Here is an 18179-nt window from a genome sequence, read left to right as displayed (position 1 = left end):
CTATATATATATATGATTTACTCTAACATGGGCTCAGTTGGTTCTGATGGTTTGCCTAATTATTATGGAAGACCTTTGGCAATTTTTGTTAGATTTTCGGGTGACTTTTTTGCAACAACCAATTATTTTACATTTATGAATCAAATGTTTCTTATCCTTTGTTCTATAATCTTTATTTGTTTTTCGATTATGATATGGAAAAAAAGGAGGGTATTCTGATGAAAGAGCAAAAGATTTGCCTTCCCATATACAAAGTGGCATACTCTATATGCTTTGTTATTTTGTTGAGTCTGATTAGAGGAATATCTTCTGTTGATAGTATTGGAATCGCAATTGTACCCAGTATGGCATTGCTTGCAATTGTTTTCTGTTCAGATACATATTGGATAGAATATCGGGAAAAAAGATGGGAATTATTCAAAATTTATTCTATAAGAAAAAGAACGCAAATGATATTTCATAGATTGAGCATACAAGGAATCTATCTGTGCGTGCTATCTTTATTGGGATACTGGTGTTTCTTTTGGCAGAAACCATTTTATAATACGGAATCATCAATTGTATTTATATATATTCCGTTTGTAATGGCTACTATTCTTTCAATGGCATTTTGGAGCGTTTTGTCAATGACTTTAGTAAATTGCTTTCAGAATATTTGGGCAGGAATTGGCATTTCTGTAATCCTTTGGTCATCGCTATATTCCGCGGCAGGGAAAAAGTTATTAGGAAAATGGAATGTATTTTCTTATGTGTTCAAAGACGAAGATCAATTCAGCTGGCTATGTGGACAGGGAGTAGAAGTATTGCTAATTCTACTTATGTTATTTATTTGTCCCATCATAATAAAGAAAAGAGGGTAATGATTATGAGTATTCAAATAAAAGATATCACAGTAGAATTTTCAAATGGTGTGATAGCGGTAGATCATGTTAATTTGGAAATAGGTAAGGGAATATATGGACTTCTTGGAGAGAATGGTGCGGGGAAGACGTCATTAATACGTGTGCTTACCACAATTATAAAACCAAAAGAAGGAAATATTGTATTAAATGGAATTTTATACAACGAAGAAAATTGGGAGAAAATACAAAAACGCATTGGTTATCTTCCACAGGAATTAAATTTATATCCAAATCTAACAATTCAAGAGTGTTTGGAATATTTGGGAGCACTGGCAGGAGTATCAGGGAAAGAGTGTAGGAATAGAATTGACTATTATCTGAATAAGACAAATTTGACAGAGCAGCGGAATAAGAAAATAAAACAACTTTCTGGTGGAATGAAGAGAAGGGTGGGACTCATTCAGGCATTACTGAATAATCCAGATTTCTTAGTTATTGATGAGCCAACAACAGGTTTAGACCCAGAAGAAAGAATTCGAATCCGGAATTTGTTGGTGGAGTTATCAGAAGAAAGGACCATCATATTTTCTACGCATATTGTAGAGGATATTGCTGCAACTTGTAATCAATTAGCTGTTATGAAGAAAGGAAAATTCCTTTATGCTGGTTCACTGAAAGAGTTATTAGAACAATCGAAAGGCAAAATATGGGAATGTTATGCGAGTGATAATCAGATTAAGGAAATGAAACAAAGATATTATATTACGTCAACGCAAATGACAGGAAATGGGATGCATATAAAGATAATAAGTGATACGAAACCTTCTGATAACAGTAAATTGGTTGAAGTAACATTAGAGGATGCATATATGTATTTGATGCAACAAGATATTAATAAAGTGTGAAAGCTAATTTACTTTTATATGGATTTTATTACCAACTAGTGTTATAATGTATAAATGTAAAAATATGGAATATAAATAACAAGAAACAACAAGATAACAATATACCATTTAGAGGGGGAGCAATTTGAAGAAAATTACGGTAGAAACACAGATTAATGAAACGATTCATTACGCATTGCAGCAAAATTGTATACCAATTATTAATAGTTTAGTGATAACAAATACATCAAAAGAAAATTATACAAACATTACCGTTAAGGTATCCTTTCAACCGGAATTTGCAGTTCCTTATGAGTCAACAATCAAATGTTTGAAATCAAATGAACCAGTGGAGCTATCGCCAATTCGAATTGTACCTTCTATGGAATATCTTGTTTCCTTGACTGAGAAAGTTGAAGGAAAATTAACAATAGAGGTAAAAGAAGAGCAAAAATGTATCTGGTGTGAAACTCATCCAGTAAGAATACTTGCATATGATCAATGGGCAGGAATCAACTATTTTCCTGAGATGATAGCCGCTTACATAACACCGTTTTATCCCAAAGTAAATGATGTGGTCGAAAAGGCAATACAGTACCTTAAGGCATGGGGAAATTCAGAGGAATTTACAGGATATAAATTGAAAAATCCTGACCTTGTAGAGGAGCAGATGAAAGCAATCTATAAGGCGTTGCAAGATTATGAATTAGAGTTAGAGGTTCTAACAGAAAGTTATGAAACCAATGGACAAAGTTTGTATTTACCCCAAATGGTAATAGAAGAAGGTAAAGGGAGTTCATTGGAATTATCTTTACTTTATGCAAGTTGTTTAGAGTCGGTTGGTCTAAATCCTATATTAGTTTTTTTCAAAGGATATGCGTTAGCAGGTTGTCATATTGAAGAAGAATATATTGCAGAATGCGTGGAAGATGATGTTACAACACTATTGACAAAGAAGGATGAAGAGAATGATAGTGAATGTAGAAAGGTACAACTCATTGATTGTACAGATATTATTAGAGATCATTGCGTAGATTTTATACAAGCAAAGAATGATGCAAAAAATCATATATGTAATACGGAGATGTTTCTGTTATCAGTTGATATTAAGTGTTGTCGTACTAGTGGAATTTGTCCACTTCCTCTTCGTATCCTGCAAGAAGATAAATATGTGACAGTTGATGTTATAACGAATAAAGATAACGATATGCCAGAAGAATTCTTAGGATATGATTATAATAAAAAGCAAGATATTGAGGGCAATTATGGTCAGGAAAAACTAAGGGTATGGGAAAGGAAATTGTTGGACTTAAGTTTACGAAATACTTTACTAAACTTTAGGAAAACGAAGACAACAGTGCAATTGATGACAGCTAATCTATTTGAATTAGAAGATCAAAATGTAAGTGGTGAACAATTTACTATAATGGGTAAGCCAAAAGATATCGCTAATATGCGAAATGATCTAAATGTCTATCCTATTCAAAAGGACTCCTTGTATATTGAGGCAATAGCTACTTCCGAGTTTGTGCAACGAAGAATACGAACTTTTCTTGAGGAAGAAGTAGTAGAAAATGTATTAAAGAATATTCATAGACAAGCACGTTCATTAATAGAAGAAAACGGAGCAAACTCCCTGTATTTATCCTTCGGTTTTTTACGTTGGTATGAGACAAAACAGAGTCAGAAGGCAAGATATGCTCCTTTAGTTTTAGTACCTATTGATTTGGTGAGAAAAGCTCAGTCGCATACCTATGCAATCCGAATTCGAGATGAAGAGATTCAGATGAATATTACCTTATTAGAGATGTTACGACAGGATTATGGCATTGAGATTACAGGGCTTGATCCATTACCAACAGACGAAAGTGGTGTAGATTTATCCTACGTATTTCGAGAAGTAAGAAAAGGTATTGCTAATAAAGATAATTGGGCTGTAGAAGAATATGCATTCCTAGGATTATTCTCATTCAACCAATTTATACTATGGAACGATATCCGTAATCGAACAGAAGAATTGATGAAGAATAAATTAGTTGCCAGTTTAATTTCAGGAAAATTAGAATGGGAGCCACAGGTGGATACTATAAGCGCTAAACAATTAGATGAACAAATATCACCAATGGATTTAGCAGTTCCAATTAGTGCTGATTCCTCTCAACTAGAGGCTATATGTGCGGCTAATAAGGGGCATAGTTTTGTATTACATGGTCCACCAGGAACCGGAAAGTCTCAAACTATAACGAATATAATTGCAGATGCATTGTTCCATGGAAAAACAGTGTTGTTTGTAGCAGAGAAGATGGCTGCATTATCCGTAGTACAAAAGAGATTGGAAAGATTAGGAATCGCTCCATTCTGCTTAGAACTCCATTCGAATAAAGCGCAAAAAAGAGAAGTATTAAAGCAATTAAGTCAAGTATTGCAAGTAGGAAAGACAAAAGCAAGTGGAGAATACAGTCAAGTTGCAACAAAGGTTCATACATTAAGACAGGATTTAAATCAGGTAATAGAAGCGATTCACAAGAAAAGAGAGTATGGTATGTCTTTGTTTGAAGCTATTAGCAGATATGAGACATACAAACAATATAAAGATGCTATTGTAATCGAAGATTCATGTATAATCAAATTAAAAGAGGGAACTTATGAGGAATGGTTAGAAGGAGTTACACAGTGTAAGAGGGCAAGTGAGGAATGTGAAGGAGGAGTTAACTCTGTATTCAAGCGTTATGGAAATCCAAATTATTCTTTAGAATCACGAGAATACTTTGCAAAGCTTTGTAAGGAATTTGGTGGTGAGTTACTGCAATTAGAAGAGATGTTCCACGCTTTTGAGCAGTTTTTTGGTACGCAAATGGCTGAAAATTATACGAACTATAAAGCATTTGCTGATTTATTAAGTTGTCTATCTACCGCTAAGTATCAACTAGATAGTTTAATGTTAGAGAAGGTAAGTGAGAGAAAAGAAAAAGCAATGTATGATATTGTAGCTTGTGGCAAAGAATTCAACTCTCTTGATAAAGAACTTGGGCTGGCATTTGATTCAGAAATCTATCAATATGATGTGAATAAGGCATCTTTGGAGTGGTCACAGGCATCTTCAAAATGGTTTCTTCGAAGACTTCTAATGCAGAATCGATTAATAAAGGAGATGAGAATGTATACAAAATCTCCAATTGATGTAGATAAACATACCATTGCTGTGTGGTATAACAAACTTATGAAAAGAAACCAACTATACAGTTATCTGAATAATATTGATTCTACTATTACAGGAAGCTTCTCTTACTTGTGGCAAGGCATGCATACAAACTGGGAGATACTTGGTATCGCATTACAAGATACCTTACAACTACGAAGTGCTTTATCAGAGATTGCATTAAAGAGAGATGATGTAATCACAGCAACACAAAAATTAGGAGAATTAGTTGCCTTACATAATCAGAAAAAAGAGTCCTTAAAGAATGATATCTTGAATTATCTTCAATGTTGGCAGCTGTGCATGACCAAAGAAGTAGAGATTATTAATAAGTATCAGGCCAAGATTGATTGTTTTCATGAAGATGAATGTTGGATTGCTAAGACGAGAGAAGAACTTTTAATATGGCTTGATCATATGGGAGAATTAAGAGATTGGTCAGCTCTACTACAACAAGTAGAGAAAGTGAGAAGTTATGGACTTAACAATACAGCTGATGCATTTTTATCTGGGAAAATACCACCAGAAGAACTTATCGAGAGTTTTATATGCAATTTAAATTTAGCCATAATAAAGAGAACAATACTTGCTGAACCCATACTTACTAATTTCCAAGGTGTTAAATTCGAAGATACAATTAAGAAATATAAGGAAGTAACCGAAGAGTTTGAAAAGCTTACTACAGAGGAATTGGTTGCAAAGTTATCTTCTAAGATACCGAACTCATCTGTTACAGGAGCTGCATCATCGGAACTTGGAATACTTCAAAAGGCAATTCGAAGTGGTGGAAGAATGCTATCCATTCGTAAGTTATTTGATCAGACTCAGAATTTAATAGCAAGATTATGCCCTTGTATGCTTATGAGTCCAATGTCTGCCTCACAATATCTTGATCCTGCACTTCACAAATTCGATTTGGTAATTTTTGATGAAGCATCTCAATTACCAACCTGTGAAGCAGTAGGAGCAATAGCTAGGGGAGAGAATGCAATTATTGTTGGTGATCCAAAGCAATTACCACCAACTCGTTTCTTTCGGAATACCTATTATGATGAAGAGAATTATGAATTAGAGGATTTAGAAAGTGTACTAGATGATTGTTTGGCAATAACTATGCCTCAGAAACACTTATTATGGCATTATCGTTCCCGACATGAAAGTTTGATTGCCTATAGCAATGCAAAATATTATGGGCATCGTCTATATACCTATCCGTCGCCAGATGAAATTGGTTCAAGAGTTAAGTTGATACCAATAGAAGGATATTATGATAAGGGTGGTACAAAACAAAATCGTGCCGAAGCGCTAGCAGTAGTGAGAGAAATCTGCACTCGTCTTCTTGATGAAAATAAGAGAAAAGATAGTATTGGAGTTGTTACATTTAGTTGCGCGCAGGCAAGTCTTATTGAAGATCTACTTGATAAAGAATTTTGTGATAATGAAGTGTTAGAGCAGATTAATGAAGGGCTTGAAGAACCAATATTTATCAAAAATCTTGAGAATGTTCAAGGTGATGAGAGAGATGTCATCTTATTCTCAGTAGGATACGGACCAGATAAGGACGGTAAGGTTTCTATGAACTTTGGACCACTCAACCGAGAAGGAGGATACCGTAGATTGAATGTTGCTATCTCAAGGGCAAGGAAGGAGATGCAAGTGTATTCTACCATTACACCAGAACAAATTGATTTAACAAGGACTCATTCAGAAGGAGTGGCTGGATTAAAAGGATTCCTTACTTATGCAAGAAATGGAAAGAGTGCAATTTCCGTTCATAAGGAAGATGTTGTATATCAAGACACTACTCTTATAGAACACATTGCAAAACAGATTGAGAATATGGGTTATAAGACTAGATGTAATGTTGGTTGGTCTATGTATACAATTGACATAGGAGTAATCGATCCTAAGAATGAGAATTCGTATATACTAGGAATCTTACTTGATGGGTACAATGCTAGGGAAGTGAACACAGCAAGAGAGCGTAACTTATTACAACCTCAGGTTTTGACGGATCTTGGTTGGAATCTTCATTCCATATGGATACTAGATTGGTTAGATAACCAAGAGAAAGTATTAAGTAAAGTAAAGGCTTCTATTGATAAAGCATTGTTAAGAAGTACCGATATACAGACCAATAAAGAGACCAATAAAGATATAAATAAAGACACAAATACAGATACGAATAATACTACAAGTATAGTACCAGAGGAAGAGATCGCTGTTACGAAAGGAAATGAGAAGATCAATCCCTATGAATCAACTGTAGTTAAAGAATATGGTTCACAGGATGACTTCTATCAAGACTGTAGTGATGCACAGATTCGTAAAGTAGTTATGGACATTATTAAGAAGGAAGCTCCTATAAGTAAGAAATTACTAACCAAGAAGGTTGTTGCAGCTTGGAATATTACACGTTTAGGAAGTAGAGTAGAAAACCGTTTATCAGATATTTTACATGAATTAAGACGTGGTAGTAATTTAAAGAAAACGTTAGTAGGTGATATGAGTTATTATTGGAGAACCGATCAAAATCCAGAAGAGTACATAGATTATCGCGTTGCTAATGAGGAAGAAGATAAGAGAAGTTTGGATGATATACCACCTTATGAGATAGCAAATGCAATGAAAGATATTATAGCTTCCCAAATCAGCTTAAGTAAGAATGATATGATAAGAGAAACTGCTAAGGTGTTTGGATTTTCTCGAATAGGAGCCGTTATGGAAGCAGCTTGTGTTATGGGAATTGATGAGGCAGAAAGAAGAGGATACCTACTATTTGATAAAGAAAGTGAAAGAATAATGATTAGGGATTAATTATCATAGCTTCTTAACTGACGTTCTATAACACGAAACACGCTACACATCTAAGTACTTCTAAGTGTGTACAATACAGCATTCAAAAGGAACGGAACCGTCTTCGATTCGGCATCCTGCCTCAGCTCAGACTTGCTCGGCCTCCATGCCTCGCATTCCTAAGCTCTGATGTACACACTAAGAAGTACTATAGATGTTTCGCTACTATTTCTTAGTTATAGTACGTCAGTTAAGAAGCAAATTTACTTAGACTATGACCTATAACACCCGAATCAGTAATACATATAATACTAACTACTACTTTAGGCTACCTTATTGGTAGCCTTGTTTTTGGTTGATAATTAAGGGGAAATTCTAATTTATACAATGTAAATTAGGCAGCAGTTGTAATACTTTTCATAAAAAAGAATACTACCAAAGTAGTAGAAAGTTACTACTTTTTTGTGATTGTATAAAACTTAAATTAGCGATATAAATATTACAACGAACACAATAATGATTGTGTTAAAGCACAAAAATATAAACTACAACAGCATAGTTATTATCTAAAATACAAAATTACATGTGCTAATGCACATAAGTAGTCGAAGGAGAGATGGATATGACAGGTGAAGAAGTAAAAGAATTATCAAAAAAATATGTGTTGCAATCATGGAGTAAACAAAAGGCACTTAATCCAGTTCCAATTGAAAAAGCAGACGGAATTTATATGTATGATTATGATGGAAAACGCTATACAGATATGTCTGCACAGTTAGTTAACTTAAATGTTGGATTTGGAAATAAAGAGATTGCAGATGCAATTAAAGAACAAGTTGATAAGTATTGTTATCTAGCTCCATCCTATGCAGTGGAATCTAGAGCAGAACTTGCAAAGATGATTATTGATCTTCTACCAGATAATTTCGGCAAAGTATTCTTTACTAACGCTGGAGCAGATGCGAACGAGAATGCAATTAAGATCGCCAGAATGTACACAGGTAGGAATAAAGTACTTAGTAGATATAGAAGTTATCATGGATCCTCATTCGGAGCAGGAAATCTTACCGGTGAACCTAGAAGATTTCCATTAGAGCCTGGTATTCCAGGATTCGTTAAATTCTTCGATCCATACATATATCGTGAAGCAATTGATTTTCCTTCTGAAGAAGCAGCAACGAAATTCTATCTTACAAAATTAGAAGAGCAAATCAATTATGAAGGAGCAGATAGTATAGCTGCAATCGTATTGGAAACCATAACAGGATCCAATGGTGTTATTATTCCTCCTAAAGGATATTTACCAGGAGTTAGAGCACTTTGTGATAAATACGGCATCGTAATGATTTGTGATGAAGTAATGGCTGGATGGGGAAGAACAGGTAAGATGTTCGCATTCGAAAACTTTGATATTAAACCTGACTTAGTTAGTTTTGCAAAAGGTGTAACTTGCGGATACGTTCAATTAGGTGGAGTAGCAGTAAGTAGTAAAATTGCAGAGTACTTTGATGAACATCTGTTATCCTGTGGTTTAACCTACAGCGGTCACCCACTTGCTTGTGCAGCTGGTGTTGCTTGTGTTAATTACTATAAAGATTCAAATATCTTAGAACATGTAAACGAAGTTGGTAAGGTTCTTGGTGAATTACTTGAAGAATTAAAAGAAAAACACCCATGTGTAGGTGACGTTAGATATATCGGTTTGTTCTCATCAATTGAATTAGTGAAAGATAAAACTACAAAAGAACCTCTAGTTGAATATGGTAAGGATCCAAAAGGCGTTATGGGAAGTCTTGTTGGTAAATTAAAAGAGAAAGGATTCATGACATATTCTCATGAAAATATGTTATTCGTAAATCCACCATTAATTATCACAGAAGAACAATTAAGAGAAGAATTAGTAAAGATGGATGAGGTACTTGATGTAGTTGATAAGGAATATATCTAAATAATATGAAGAGTAAGGGATAATATTCATTCAGAAACTTTCGAGCACTTGTGTATCAATAAAGTAGTAAAAGCAAAACTCTTAAAATGTAGATTTACTTCTTGCTTAATACACTATGACTAAAAAACAGTAGTGTAGCACGTATAGTACTTCTTAGTGTGTACTATGAGAACGAGGAAGGCGAGGCATGGACGCCGAGCCAGCCTGAGCTGAGGCAGGAAGCCGAATCGATGGCGGTTCCGTATCAATTGAAGAAAGTAGTGTACACACTTAGAAGTACTTAGGTGCATAACGTGTTTTGTGTCATAGGGTATTAAGCAAGAAGATATGATAGAAATGATAGGAGTTTTGCGTTAAGAAATTTGACTAACACAAGTGTTAGTAACTCAAAATGAATAAAATACGTTAAACGAAATAGAAAAGTAGGTGAATTATATGGCACAGTTTACTGTTCCAGCCCACATTATTACAGGTAAGGGAGCATTAGATGAAGCAAAAGATTTTATGAAATCTTATGGTAAGAAAGCTTTAATCGTTACTGGTAAGCATGTTGTTAAATCAACGATGATGAAAACCTTAAATGATACACTAGATGATATTAATATAGAATATAGTATCTTTGATGGAATAACTGGTGAGCCAACGGATTGTATGATTGAAGAAGGAATCCAGTTGTATAGAGAGAATAATTGTGATTTTTTAATAGGAATTGGTGGAGGTAGCCCACTTGATTCTGCAAAAGCAATCGGTGCGATGATTACCAATCCAGGTTCTATTGCAGACTATAATGGGAAAGAAGTTCCAAACAAGATACCACCAGTGGTTGCTATACCTACAACCGCAGGAACTGGATCAGAAGTGACGAAGTTCACGATTATTACAGATTCAAAGAAAGATATCAAGATGTTATTAAAAGGGGATTATCTTTTGCCAGAGCTAGCAATTGTAGATTATGAATTTGGACTTTCGGCACCAAAGTCGATTACAGCAGCAACTGGATTAGATGCTTTAACCCATGCAGTAGAAGCTTATACATCTAAGAAAGCATCGGTGATGACAGATACATTAGCAATTTCAGCGGTGAAACGTATTGTCAAATATCTTCCTATTGTATACCAAGATGGATCAAATGAGGGAGCAAGAGAAGAGATGGCAATTGCAGCATTAGAAGCGGGTATCTGTATTAATAATTCCAGTGTAACTCTTGTTCATGGTATGAGTAGACCAATCGGTGCACTATTCCATGTACCACACGGAATGTCCAATGCGATGTTATTAACAAAATGCATGGCATTTGCAGCAGAGGAAGTAACAGATCGATTAGCAATCTTAGCAAGAGAAACGAAAGTTGCTACTTCAGAAGAGAGCGACGAAGTGGCAGCAGATAAATTCATTGCTAAATTAGATGAAATCTGTAAGATTTGCGATATTCCTACCTTAAGAGAATATGGAATAGATCAAGAGAAATTTGAGAGTGTTATTGAAAAGATGGCAACTGATGCAGTAGCCAGTGGAAGCCCTGCAACCACTAGAAGAGCAGTTACAAAAGAAGATTGTATGAAATTATATAAAGAAGTTTATTAATAAAGGCGTGACAACGGTGTCATAGAAGAAATGACCCGTTGCCACGCCTTTATTAATATAATCCATTCGTTGTAATTGAATAACTTTTAGGAGTTTGCTAGAAATTAAGAGAATTACTAAATACAGGAGGAATCGATATGAGTGAGATGATAAAAGAAAGAGACGGTAAGAAGGAAATAGAAATCAAGATTGACGATGTATGCATGTCATTCAAAGATAATAGTGGTAACGATGTGCAAGCATTAAACCATATTAATCTTGATATAAGAAAAGGCGAATTCATATCTCTACTTGGACCTTCCGGCTGTGGTAAGACTACTTTACTTCGAACAATAGCCGATTTGTTAGAACCAACCTCTGGTAAAGTAAGAATCAGTGGAATGACGCCAAAAGAAATTCGTTTACAACAAAAATTCGGTATAGTATTCCAAAGACCCGTATTGTTCGAGTGGAGAACAGTTAAGAAGAATGTGGAATTGCCACTTGAAATTATGTACTGGAGTAAAGAAGAACGTAGTAAACAAGCAGATAAGATGTTAGAACTTGTAGGATTAACAAAGTTTGCAAATCATTATCCGAAACAATTAAGTGGTGGTATGCAACAAAGAGTTGGTATTGCAAGAGCATTTGGGATAAAACCTAATATCCTTCTTATGGATGAACCATTTTCTGCATTAGATGAATTTACGAAAGAGAAATTACATGATGATTTATTAAAGATATGGAGAGAAACCAATAAGACAGTTATCTTCGTTACACATAACATTCAAGAAGCGGTTTACTTATCAGATAAGGTTTGTGTACTTTCTCCTCATCCAGGAAGATTATCAGCAGTAGTTGATATTGATCTTCCTAGACCGAGAACAGCCCTGATGAAGGATAGCATGCATTTCACAGAGCTTGTTGCGAAAGTAAGAAATAGTTTCGAAGGAGGGAGCCTATGAGTAATGTAAAGAAAATAGTATCTTCAAAACCATTTATCATGCTTGTTTGGGTCCTTTTACTAGTAGCAATTTGGGAGATGGGAGCATCTAAGATGGAGAAGACAAAACGTACTCCAGAGAATATCCTTCCACATGTTAGCCAAATTGTAGATTCTGTATTCGATGATAAGTTAGTTAGCAATTCTCAAACAGCAACACAGATTGTATTAAATAGCGCCAAAGCTACTTTAGCAAGAGCCTTTGTTGGGTTCTTATTTGGAACAATTTTCGGTTTCTTAATGGCATTATTAATGAAATTATCAAATCTGGTTGAGAAGACAATATTCCCGTATCTGATGTTGATTCAGATGATACCAATTATTGGTATGGCACCTGTTATTCTAGCAATCACAGGTGATATAGGAACCAGCCGTATCGTAATTGCAGCTATATTAACCTTTTATCCTGTGGCAACCAATACACTAGCAGGACTTAATTCTGTATCAAAAGAGAAATATGAGCTTATGTATTCCTACGCAGCAAGTAAGTGGACGATTTATCGTAAAGTATTAATTCCATCTTGTATCCCTTACTTTTTCACGGGCCTGAAAATATCAGCACCTATGGCTATTACAGCTTCTATTCTTGTAGATACCTTACAAGGTGATGGCGGACTTGGTTGTATGTTATCCCAATCACTAAAACATGCAATGAGTATCTATGTATTCTGGCAAATCGTATTTTTCAGTGCCATTATCGGTATCTTAAGTAGCGTCTTGATGGGAGTACTTGAAAAACTAGTATCGCCACAAATGAGAGCAGATCGTGGAAGAAAAAGAAGAAAAGAATAAGAAAGGACGGTGGCATAGATGATCAAAAGAAAGAAGAATATAGTTATAAGATTTTTTGGGAATCCTAAGGTTCAACCTTTCTTAAGCGTTATATTACCAGTAGCACTTGGAGTTTTGGTATTTTTACTATGGCAAACACAAGTTTTACATAAGTTATTTAACACGGATACATTCACATTACCACTTCCTAGTCAGATAAGTCGTATCATTGGTGATAACATTCCAAAGATTATGACCAATGTAAAAGCGACAGTTTTAGTAGCGGTAATTGGTTTAACAATCGGTTCTCTCATTGGATATTTGATAGCAGTTTTAGCTACCGTATTTCCTAAGTGGGGGGCAGGTGGATTATCCATCGTGGCAGCCTTCAATGCTATCCCAATTGTAGCACTTGCACCGGTTATGACAAACTGGACAAAAGATGTAAGTGATGATGCAAGTGTAAGAAGTATGGTGGCAAAGATATTAGTAGTTATGATTGTATCCATTGCAACCATGAGTGTGAATGCATATCGTGGTTTGAATGATTTACCAGTGTTTTCACTAGATTTAATGAAATCCTATGCAGCTAAAAAAAGAATAATATTCTTTAAATTACGTTTACCAAACAGTGTACCTTATATATTCACAGCACTTCGAGTTGGAGTTCCTTCAAGTGTTATTAGTGCTATTGTAAGTGAATATTTTGCAGAATATATAGTTGGTGTAGGTAGACAGATAAGAGAAAATATCGTAATTGCTCAATATGCAACAGCCTGGGCATATATAGCAGTAGCTTGTTTCATTGGTATTAGCTTGTATTGTATATTAATGATATTTGAGAGTATTTTGCTAAGAAACAGAAAGTAGTTAAGGGAATGTTTCACAGCTTAATATATGGGTACAGAATAATAAAGCATGGTGCCGCTACAAGCGGTAGAAGGAGGATTTTTATGAGAGATATGACAAGATGTAACGCAAAGAAAATGGTAGCTATCCTAATGGCAGCAACTTTGACAATGGCTTCCTTAGCTGGTTGTAGCAGTAATAAGAATGAAAAGGTTAATGATCAAACAAAAGAAACAGAGGCAGCAGGCACTTCATCAGATTCAACAGCAATTGCAATGACTAGTGAAGAAATTATCAAAAAAGCTGCATCAGAAGGAAAAGTTGGTAACTGGGGTCTTGGTAATGAGTATGAAGTTCAAGCATTATTAACAAAATACGGTCAACCAATTACATATTTAAGTCAAGCATTTGATATGGACGGTTTTGATGATGATTCTATTACCTTAGCTTCTGCTATGACTTTTAACGAACTAGGATTAGTAAAGAACAGTTATGATGGTGGTTATAACTATGGTGATACAGTTGGAACAATTGATATGAATGATGAAGGCGTAGCAATGTTAGAAGATAATATCTTCTGTACAAGAACATTCGCGGAGCAAAATCCTAATACAGTAAAAGCATTCATCTATGCTTCTATGAAGGGTTGGAAATATGCTTGTGAAAACCCTGAAGAAGCAGCAGAGATTGTTTATAAATATGGATCTTCTGTATCATCAGATCATCAAGCATATATGGCTAGTGAAGTTAAGAAGTTAGTAGAAACAGATACAAAAGGAAATGCTGTTAGCGATTTCGGTAAGATGGACGAAGAAGCTATGAGCCAAACCTTAGAATTAGCTAAAAAATACATCTCTCTTGATGATGCTACAGCAGCAGATAAACTCAGTAAACTTACATTAGATGATGTGAGAGATACTTCTTATTGGGAAGCAGCAGAGGCGTCAACAGATGGAAACTTTGGTACGCTTGAAAAAACTAGCGTAAAAATCCAATTAAAATGGCTTCCACAAGCACAGTTCATGGGCTACTATGTAGCACTTGAAAAAGGTTACTATAGTGAAGTCGGTTTAGAGGTAGAAGTTGTACCTGGTGGTGGTGATATTAGTGAAACCACAGCAGTAACCAACGGAACAGTAGACTTCGGTGTAACTTGGGTAGCAAACCTAATTGCTGCAAATGCAGGTGGTATGGACTTATTAGAAGTTTCCCAAGTATATCAAAGATCAGGACTTGTACTAGTATACAAATTAGATAATTTTACGAAATAGTTAATGTGAACCTTAGTTGAAGGGAATGGTGAATATGGATTTATTGATTAAGAACGGTACAATTGTAACAGCAAAAGAGAGTTATATCGCAGATTTAGGTGTTGATAACGGCAAGATTGTAGCAATTGGTAAAGATTTAGCAGTAGATGCAGATAAAGTTGTGGATGCAACAGGAAAATTAGTATTACCAGGAGCTATAGATGTGCATACACATCTTGCAATGCCATTTGGTGGTACCGTATCAGCTGATAGTTATCTAGCAGGAACAAGAGCAGCCGCATGTGGTGGTGTTACAACAGTTTTTGATTATCCAGTTCAACGTAAAGGCGGAACAATCTTAGGACTAATTAATTCTAAGAAAGAGATTCTTGAGGAAGAAGCTTGCGTTGATTACGCATTTCATTGTTGTATCACAGATTTAAACGGTGGAGAGATCTTGGAGGAGATGGAAAAAGCAGTAGAAGAAGGAATCACAAGTTTTAAGTGTTTCCTAGTGTATAAGAAAGAAAACATGATGGTTGATGATGGTACATTAGCAAGATTGTTATTACGAGCAAAAGAGCTTGGTGCAATGATTAATGTACACGCAGAAAATCCAGACTTGATTGATTTGAATATAGAAAAATTCCTAGCGGAAGGTAAGACTAGTGCATGGTATCACTACTTAAGTAGACCAGAATACGTAGAAGCGGAAGCGGATAAGAGAGCTGTTCACTGGGCAACGCATCTTGAAGCGCCAATCTATATCGTACATATGGCAGACAAAGAAGGTTTGGAAGCTTGTATCGATGCAAAGAGAGCAGGACATGAAGTATATGTTGAGACTTGTCCGCAATATCTTGAATTCACATGTGATGTGTATAAGAGAGAGGACGGAAGAAACTTCGTTTGTTCACCACCTATGAAAGGTGAAGAAAGTAGGGAAGCTTTATGGGAAGCTATTAAAGCAGGATTTATAGATACCATAGCAACAGACCATTGTCCATTCCAAAGTTATGAAAAGGATTGGGGAAAAGATGATTTCACGAAGATTCCAAATGGTTGTGCTGGTGTTGAGAATCTGTATCCATATATGTTAGATGCAGCCAATGCAGGAAAGTTATCCTTTGAAAGAGTCGTAGAATTATGTTCTACAAATCCAGCAAAAATCTTTGGTTGTACAAATAAGGGTTCTTTAACAATCGGTAAAGATGCAGATATTGTAATTTATGATAAAGAAAAAGATTTTACAATTCATGTAGAAAATATGCACTCAGACTACGATCATACAATATGGGAAGGAAAAGAGCTTCATGGATATCCGCTGCAGACATATCTAAGAGGAAAATTAGTTTATGATAATGGAGAATTCGTGGGAGCACCTGGTTCTGGTAAATTCGTTAAGAGAGTAGCAAAAAAATAAACAAGAGTGGAGGCGATGATAATGGCAGCGATAGAAAGAATATTGAGTACATTAACGAATACATGTTTTCTTTGTGAGAATCCAAGTTGTACACAGGCATGTAGTAAGAGCATGGATCCAGCACGGGTAATTCGTGCACTACGATTTGAGAATATAAGTGGAGCAAGAGAATTCCTTACAAAGAATATAGATTGTGCTACATGCGACAACAAAACTTGTATGAAAGCATGTGTTAGAAGTGATTTTGATCAACCAGTTGCAATTGACAAGATTATGGTAGAGGTAGGTAAGTTACCTTATAAAGAGTCAAAACCAGTTGATTTATCAACGGAAATTTGTGGAGTTAAGTGTGAAAATCCATTTTTCTTATCCTCCTCTGTTGTTGGCAGTAACTATGAAATGGTAGCGAAAGCTTTTGATATGGGCTGGGCAGGTGTAGCATTCAAGACAGTTGGAATGTTCGTACCAGAAGAGGTATCTCCAAGGTTTGCACAAATAGAAAAAGAAGGAGAAAAGTTCGTAGGTTTTAAGAACATCGAACAGATTTCAGATCACACCTTAGAGGAGAATCTAGAATTCTTCCGTAAATTAAAGAAGGAGTATCCAACTAAGATTATTATAGCTTCCATAATGGGTAGAGACGAAGAAGAATGGACAAAACTTGCTACTTTAGTAGAAGAAGCTGGCGCAGATATTATTGAATGCAACTTCTCTTGTCCACATATGACTGGAACAGGACTAGGTAGTGATGTGGGAACCAATCCAGAACTAGTAAGTAAGTATACCAAAGCCACAAAGAAAGGTACTTCATTACCAGTTCTAGCAAAGATGACACCAAACATTACGAACATGGAGATTCCTGCTAGAGCAGCAGTGGAGGCAGGAGCAGATGGTTTGGCAGCGATTAATACAATTAAGAGTATCATGAATGTGAATCTGGATTCCTTCAATACCGCACCAGAAGTTGTTGGTTATTCCTCCGTAGGTGGATATTCAGGAAAGGCAGTAAAACCAATCGCCCTTAGATTTATACATGATATGAAAGTAGATCCTGTACTTGCAGATAAGCCTATAAGTGGTATGGGTGGTATTACAACTTGGAAAGATGCTATGGAATTCATTGCAATGGGCTGTTCAACAGTTCAGATAACTACTTCAGTTATGGAATATGGATATCGGATTATTGATGATTTGATTGACGGTTTATCTAGATATCTATCAGACCGCGGATTTGGCAAAATTGAAGATATATTAGGTAAGGCGTTAAGTAAGGTTGTACCTGCACAAGACCTAGAGAGAGATAGTATCTGTTATCCTAAATTTGATCGAAGTAGTTGTGTAGGTTGTGGTAGGTGTATCGTATCTTGTTACGATGGAGGTCATCAAGCGTTAACAGCTGGAGATGATAGAAAACCACGTATGAACGCGAAAAAATGTGTTGGCTGTCACTTATGTACAACAGTATGTCCAGTGGATGCCATATCCTATGGAACTAGAGTAAAGAAGAGATAATCGATGTACTTGTGTTTTTAAGTTTACACGCAAAACTCTATCTACATTTTCAAAGCTTCTTAGCTTACGTACTATAACACAAAACACGCTACATATCTAAGTACTTCTAAGTGTGTACACCAAGTTTCGTCAATTGATG

11 protein-coding genes and 1 pseudogene are annotated in these 18179 nt (G+C 35.5%); all 12 read left to right on the top strand.

The genetic code is table 11. From position 1 onward, the window contains the following. A pseudogene (locus ACW2QF_RS09495) lies at positions 1–219 on the top strand (ABC transporter permease); the annotation flags it as partial. After that, the gene (locus ACW2QF_RS09490; RefSeq protein WP_455715761.1) at positions 219–860 is read left to right on the top strand and encodes an ABC transporter permease; all 642 of its coding nucleotides are present in this window, start codon (positions 219–221) and stop codon (positions 858–860) included. The pseudogene ACW2QF_RS09495 and the gene ACW2QF_RS09490, both read left to right, overlap by 1 nt. A gap of 5 nt (positions 861–865) precedes the next feature. Further along, the gene (locus tag ACW2QF_RS09485) at positions 866–1747 is read left to right on the top strand and encodes an ABC transporter ATP-binding protein (RefSeq protein ID WP_455715760.1); all 882 of its coding nucleotides are present in this window, start codon (positions 866–868) and stop codon (positions 1745–1747) included. A 124-nt stretch (positions 1748–1871) separates the two neighbouring features. Further along, a complete protein-coding gene (locus tag ACW2QF_RS09480) occupies positions 1872–7742 on the top strand; it encodes a DUF3320 domain-containing protein (protein WP_455715759.1) in 5871 nt (1956 codons plus the stop codon). A 601-nt stretch (positions 7743–8343) separates the two neighbouring features. After that, positions 8344–9669 (top strand): aminotransferase class III-fold pyridoxal phosphate-dependent enzyme, encoded by a 1326-nt coding sequence (locus ACW2QF_RS09475; protein ID WP_455715758.1) that lies wholly within the window; start codon positions 8344–8346, stop codon positions 9667–9669. 435 nt (positions 9670–10104) lie between these two features. Next, on the top strand, positions 10105–11253 hold the full coding sequence (locus tag ACW2QF_RS09470) for an iron-containing alcohol dehydrogenase (protein WP_455715757.1): 1149 nt from the start codon (positions 10105–10107) through the stop codon (positions 11251–11253). Positions 11254–11390: 137 nt separating this feature from the next. After that, a complete protein-coding gene (locus tag ACW2QF_RS09465) occupies positions 11391–12197 on the top strand; it encodes an ABC transporter ATP-binding protein (RefSeq protein WP_455715756.1) in 807 nt (268 codons plus the stop codon). Then, entirely contained in the window at positions 12194–13027 is an 834-nt protein-coding gene (locus ACW2QF_RS09460; protein ID WP_455715755.1) for an ABC transporter permease, read from the top strand. The genes ACW2QF_RS09465 and ACW2QF_RS09460 overlap by 4 nt, the downstream gene beginning before the upstream one ends. An 18-nt stretch (positions 13028–13045) precedes the next feature. After that, complete coding sequence (locus ACW2QF_RS09455) at positions 13046–13876, top strand: ABC transporter permease (RefSeq protein ID WP_455715754.1); 831 nt, start codon at positions 13046–13048, stop codon at positions 13874–13876. Positions 13877–13959: 83 nt separating this feature from the next. Then, on the top strand, positions 13960–15126 hold the full coding sequence (locus ACW2QF_RS09450; protein ID WP_455715753.1) for an ABC transporter substrate-binding protein: 1167 nt from the start codon (positions 13960–13962) through the stop codon (positions 15124–15126). Between the two features lie 25 nt (positions 15127–15151). Further along, the gene (gene hydA, locus ACW2QF_RS09445; RefSeq protein ID WP_455715762.1) at positions 15152–16528 is read left to right on the top strand and encodes a dihydropyrimidinase; all 1377 of its coding nucleotides are present in this window, start codon (positions 15152–15154) and stop codon (positions 16526–16528) included. Positions 16529–16549: 21 nt separating this feature from the next. Further along, the gene (gene preA, locus ACW2QF_RS09440) at positions 16550–18040 is read left to right on the top strand and encodes an NAD-dependent dihydropyrimidine dehydrogenase subunit PreA (RefSeq protein WP_455715752.1); all 1491 of its coding nucleotides are present in this window, start codon (positions 16550–16552) and stop codon (positions 18038–18040) included. The last annotated feature ends 139 nt before the right edge of the window (positions 18041–18179 follow it).

It is taken from the genome of Anaerosporobacter sp. (genome assembly GCF_965301125.1).
This window is presented reverse-complemented; position numbering and strand designations above follow the sequence as displayed.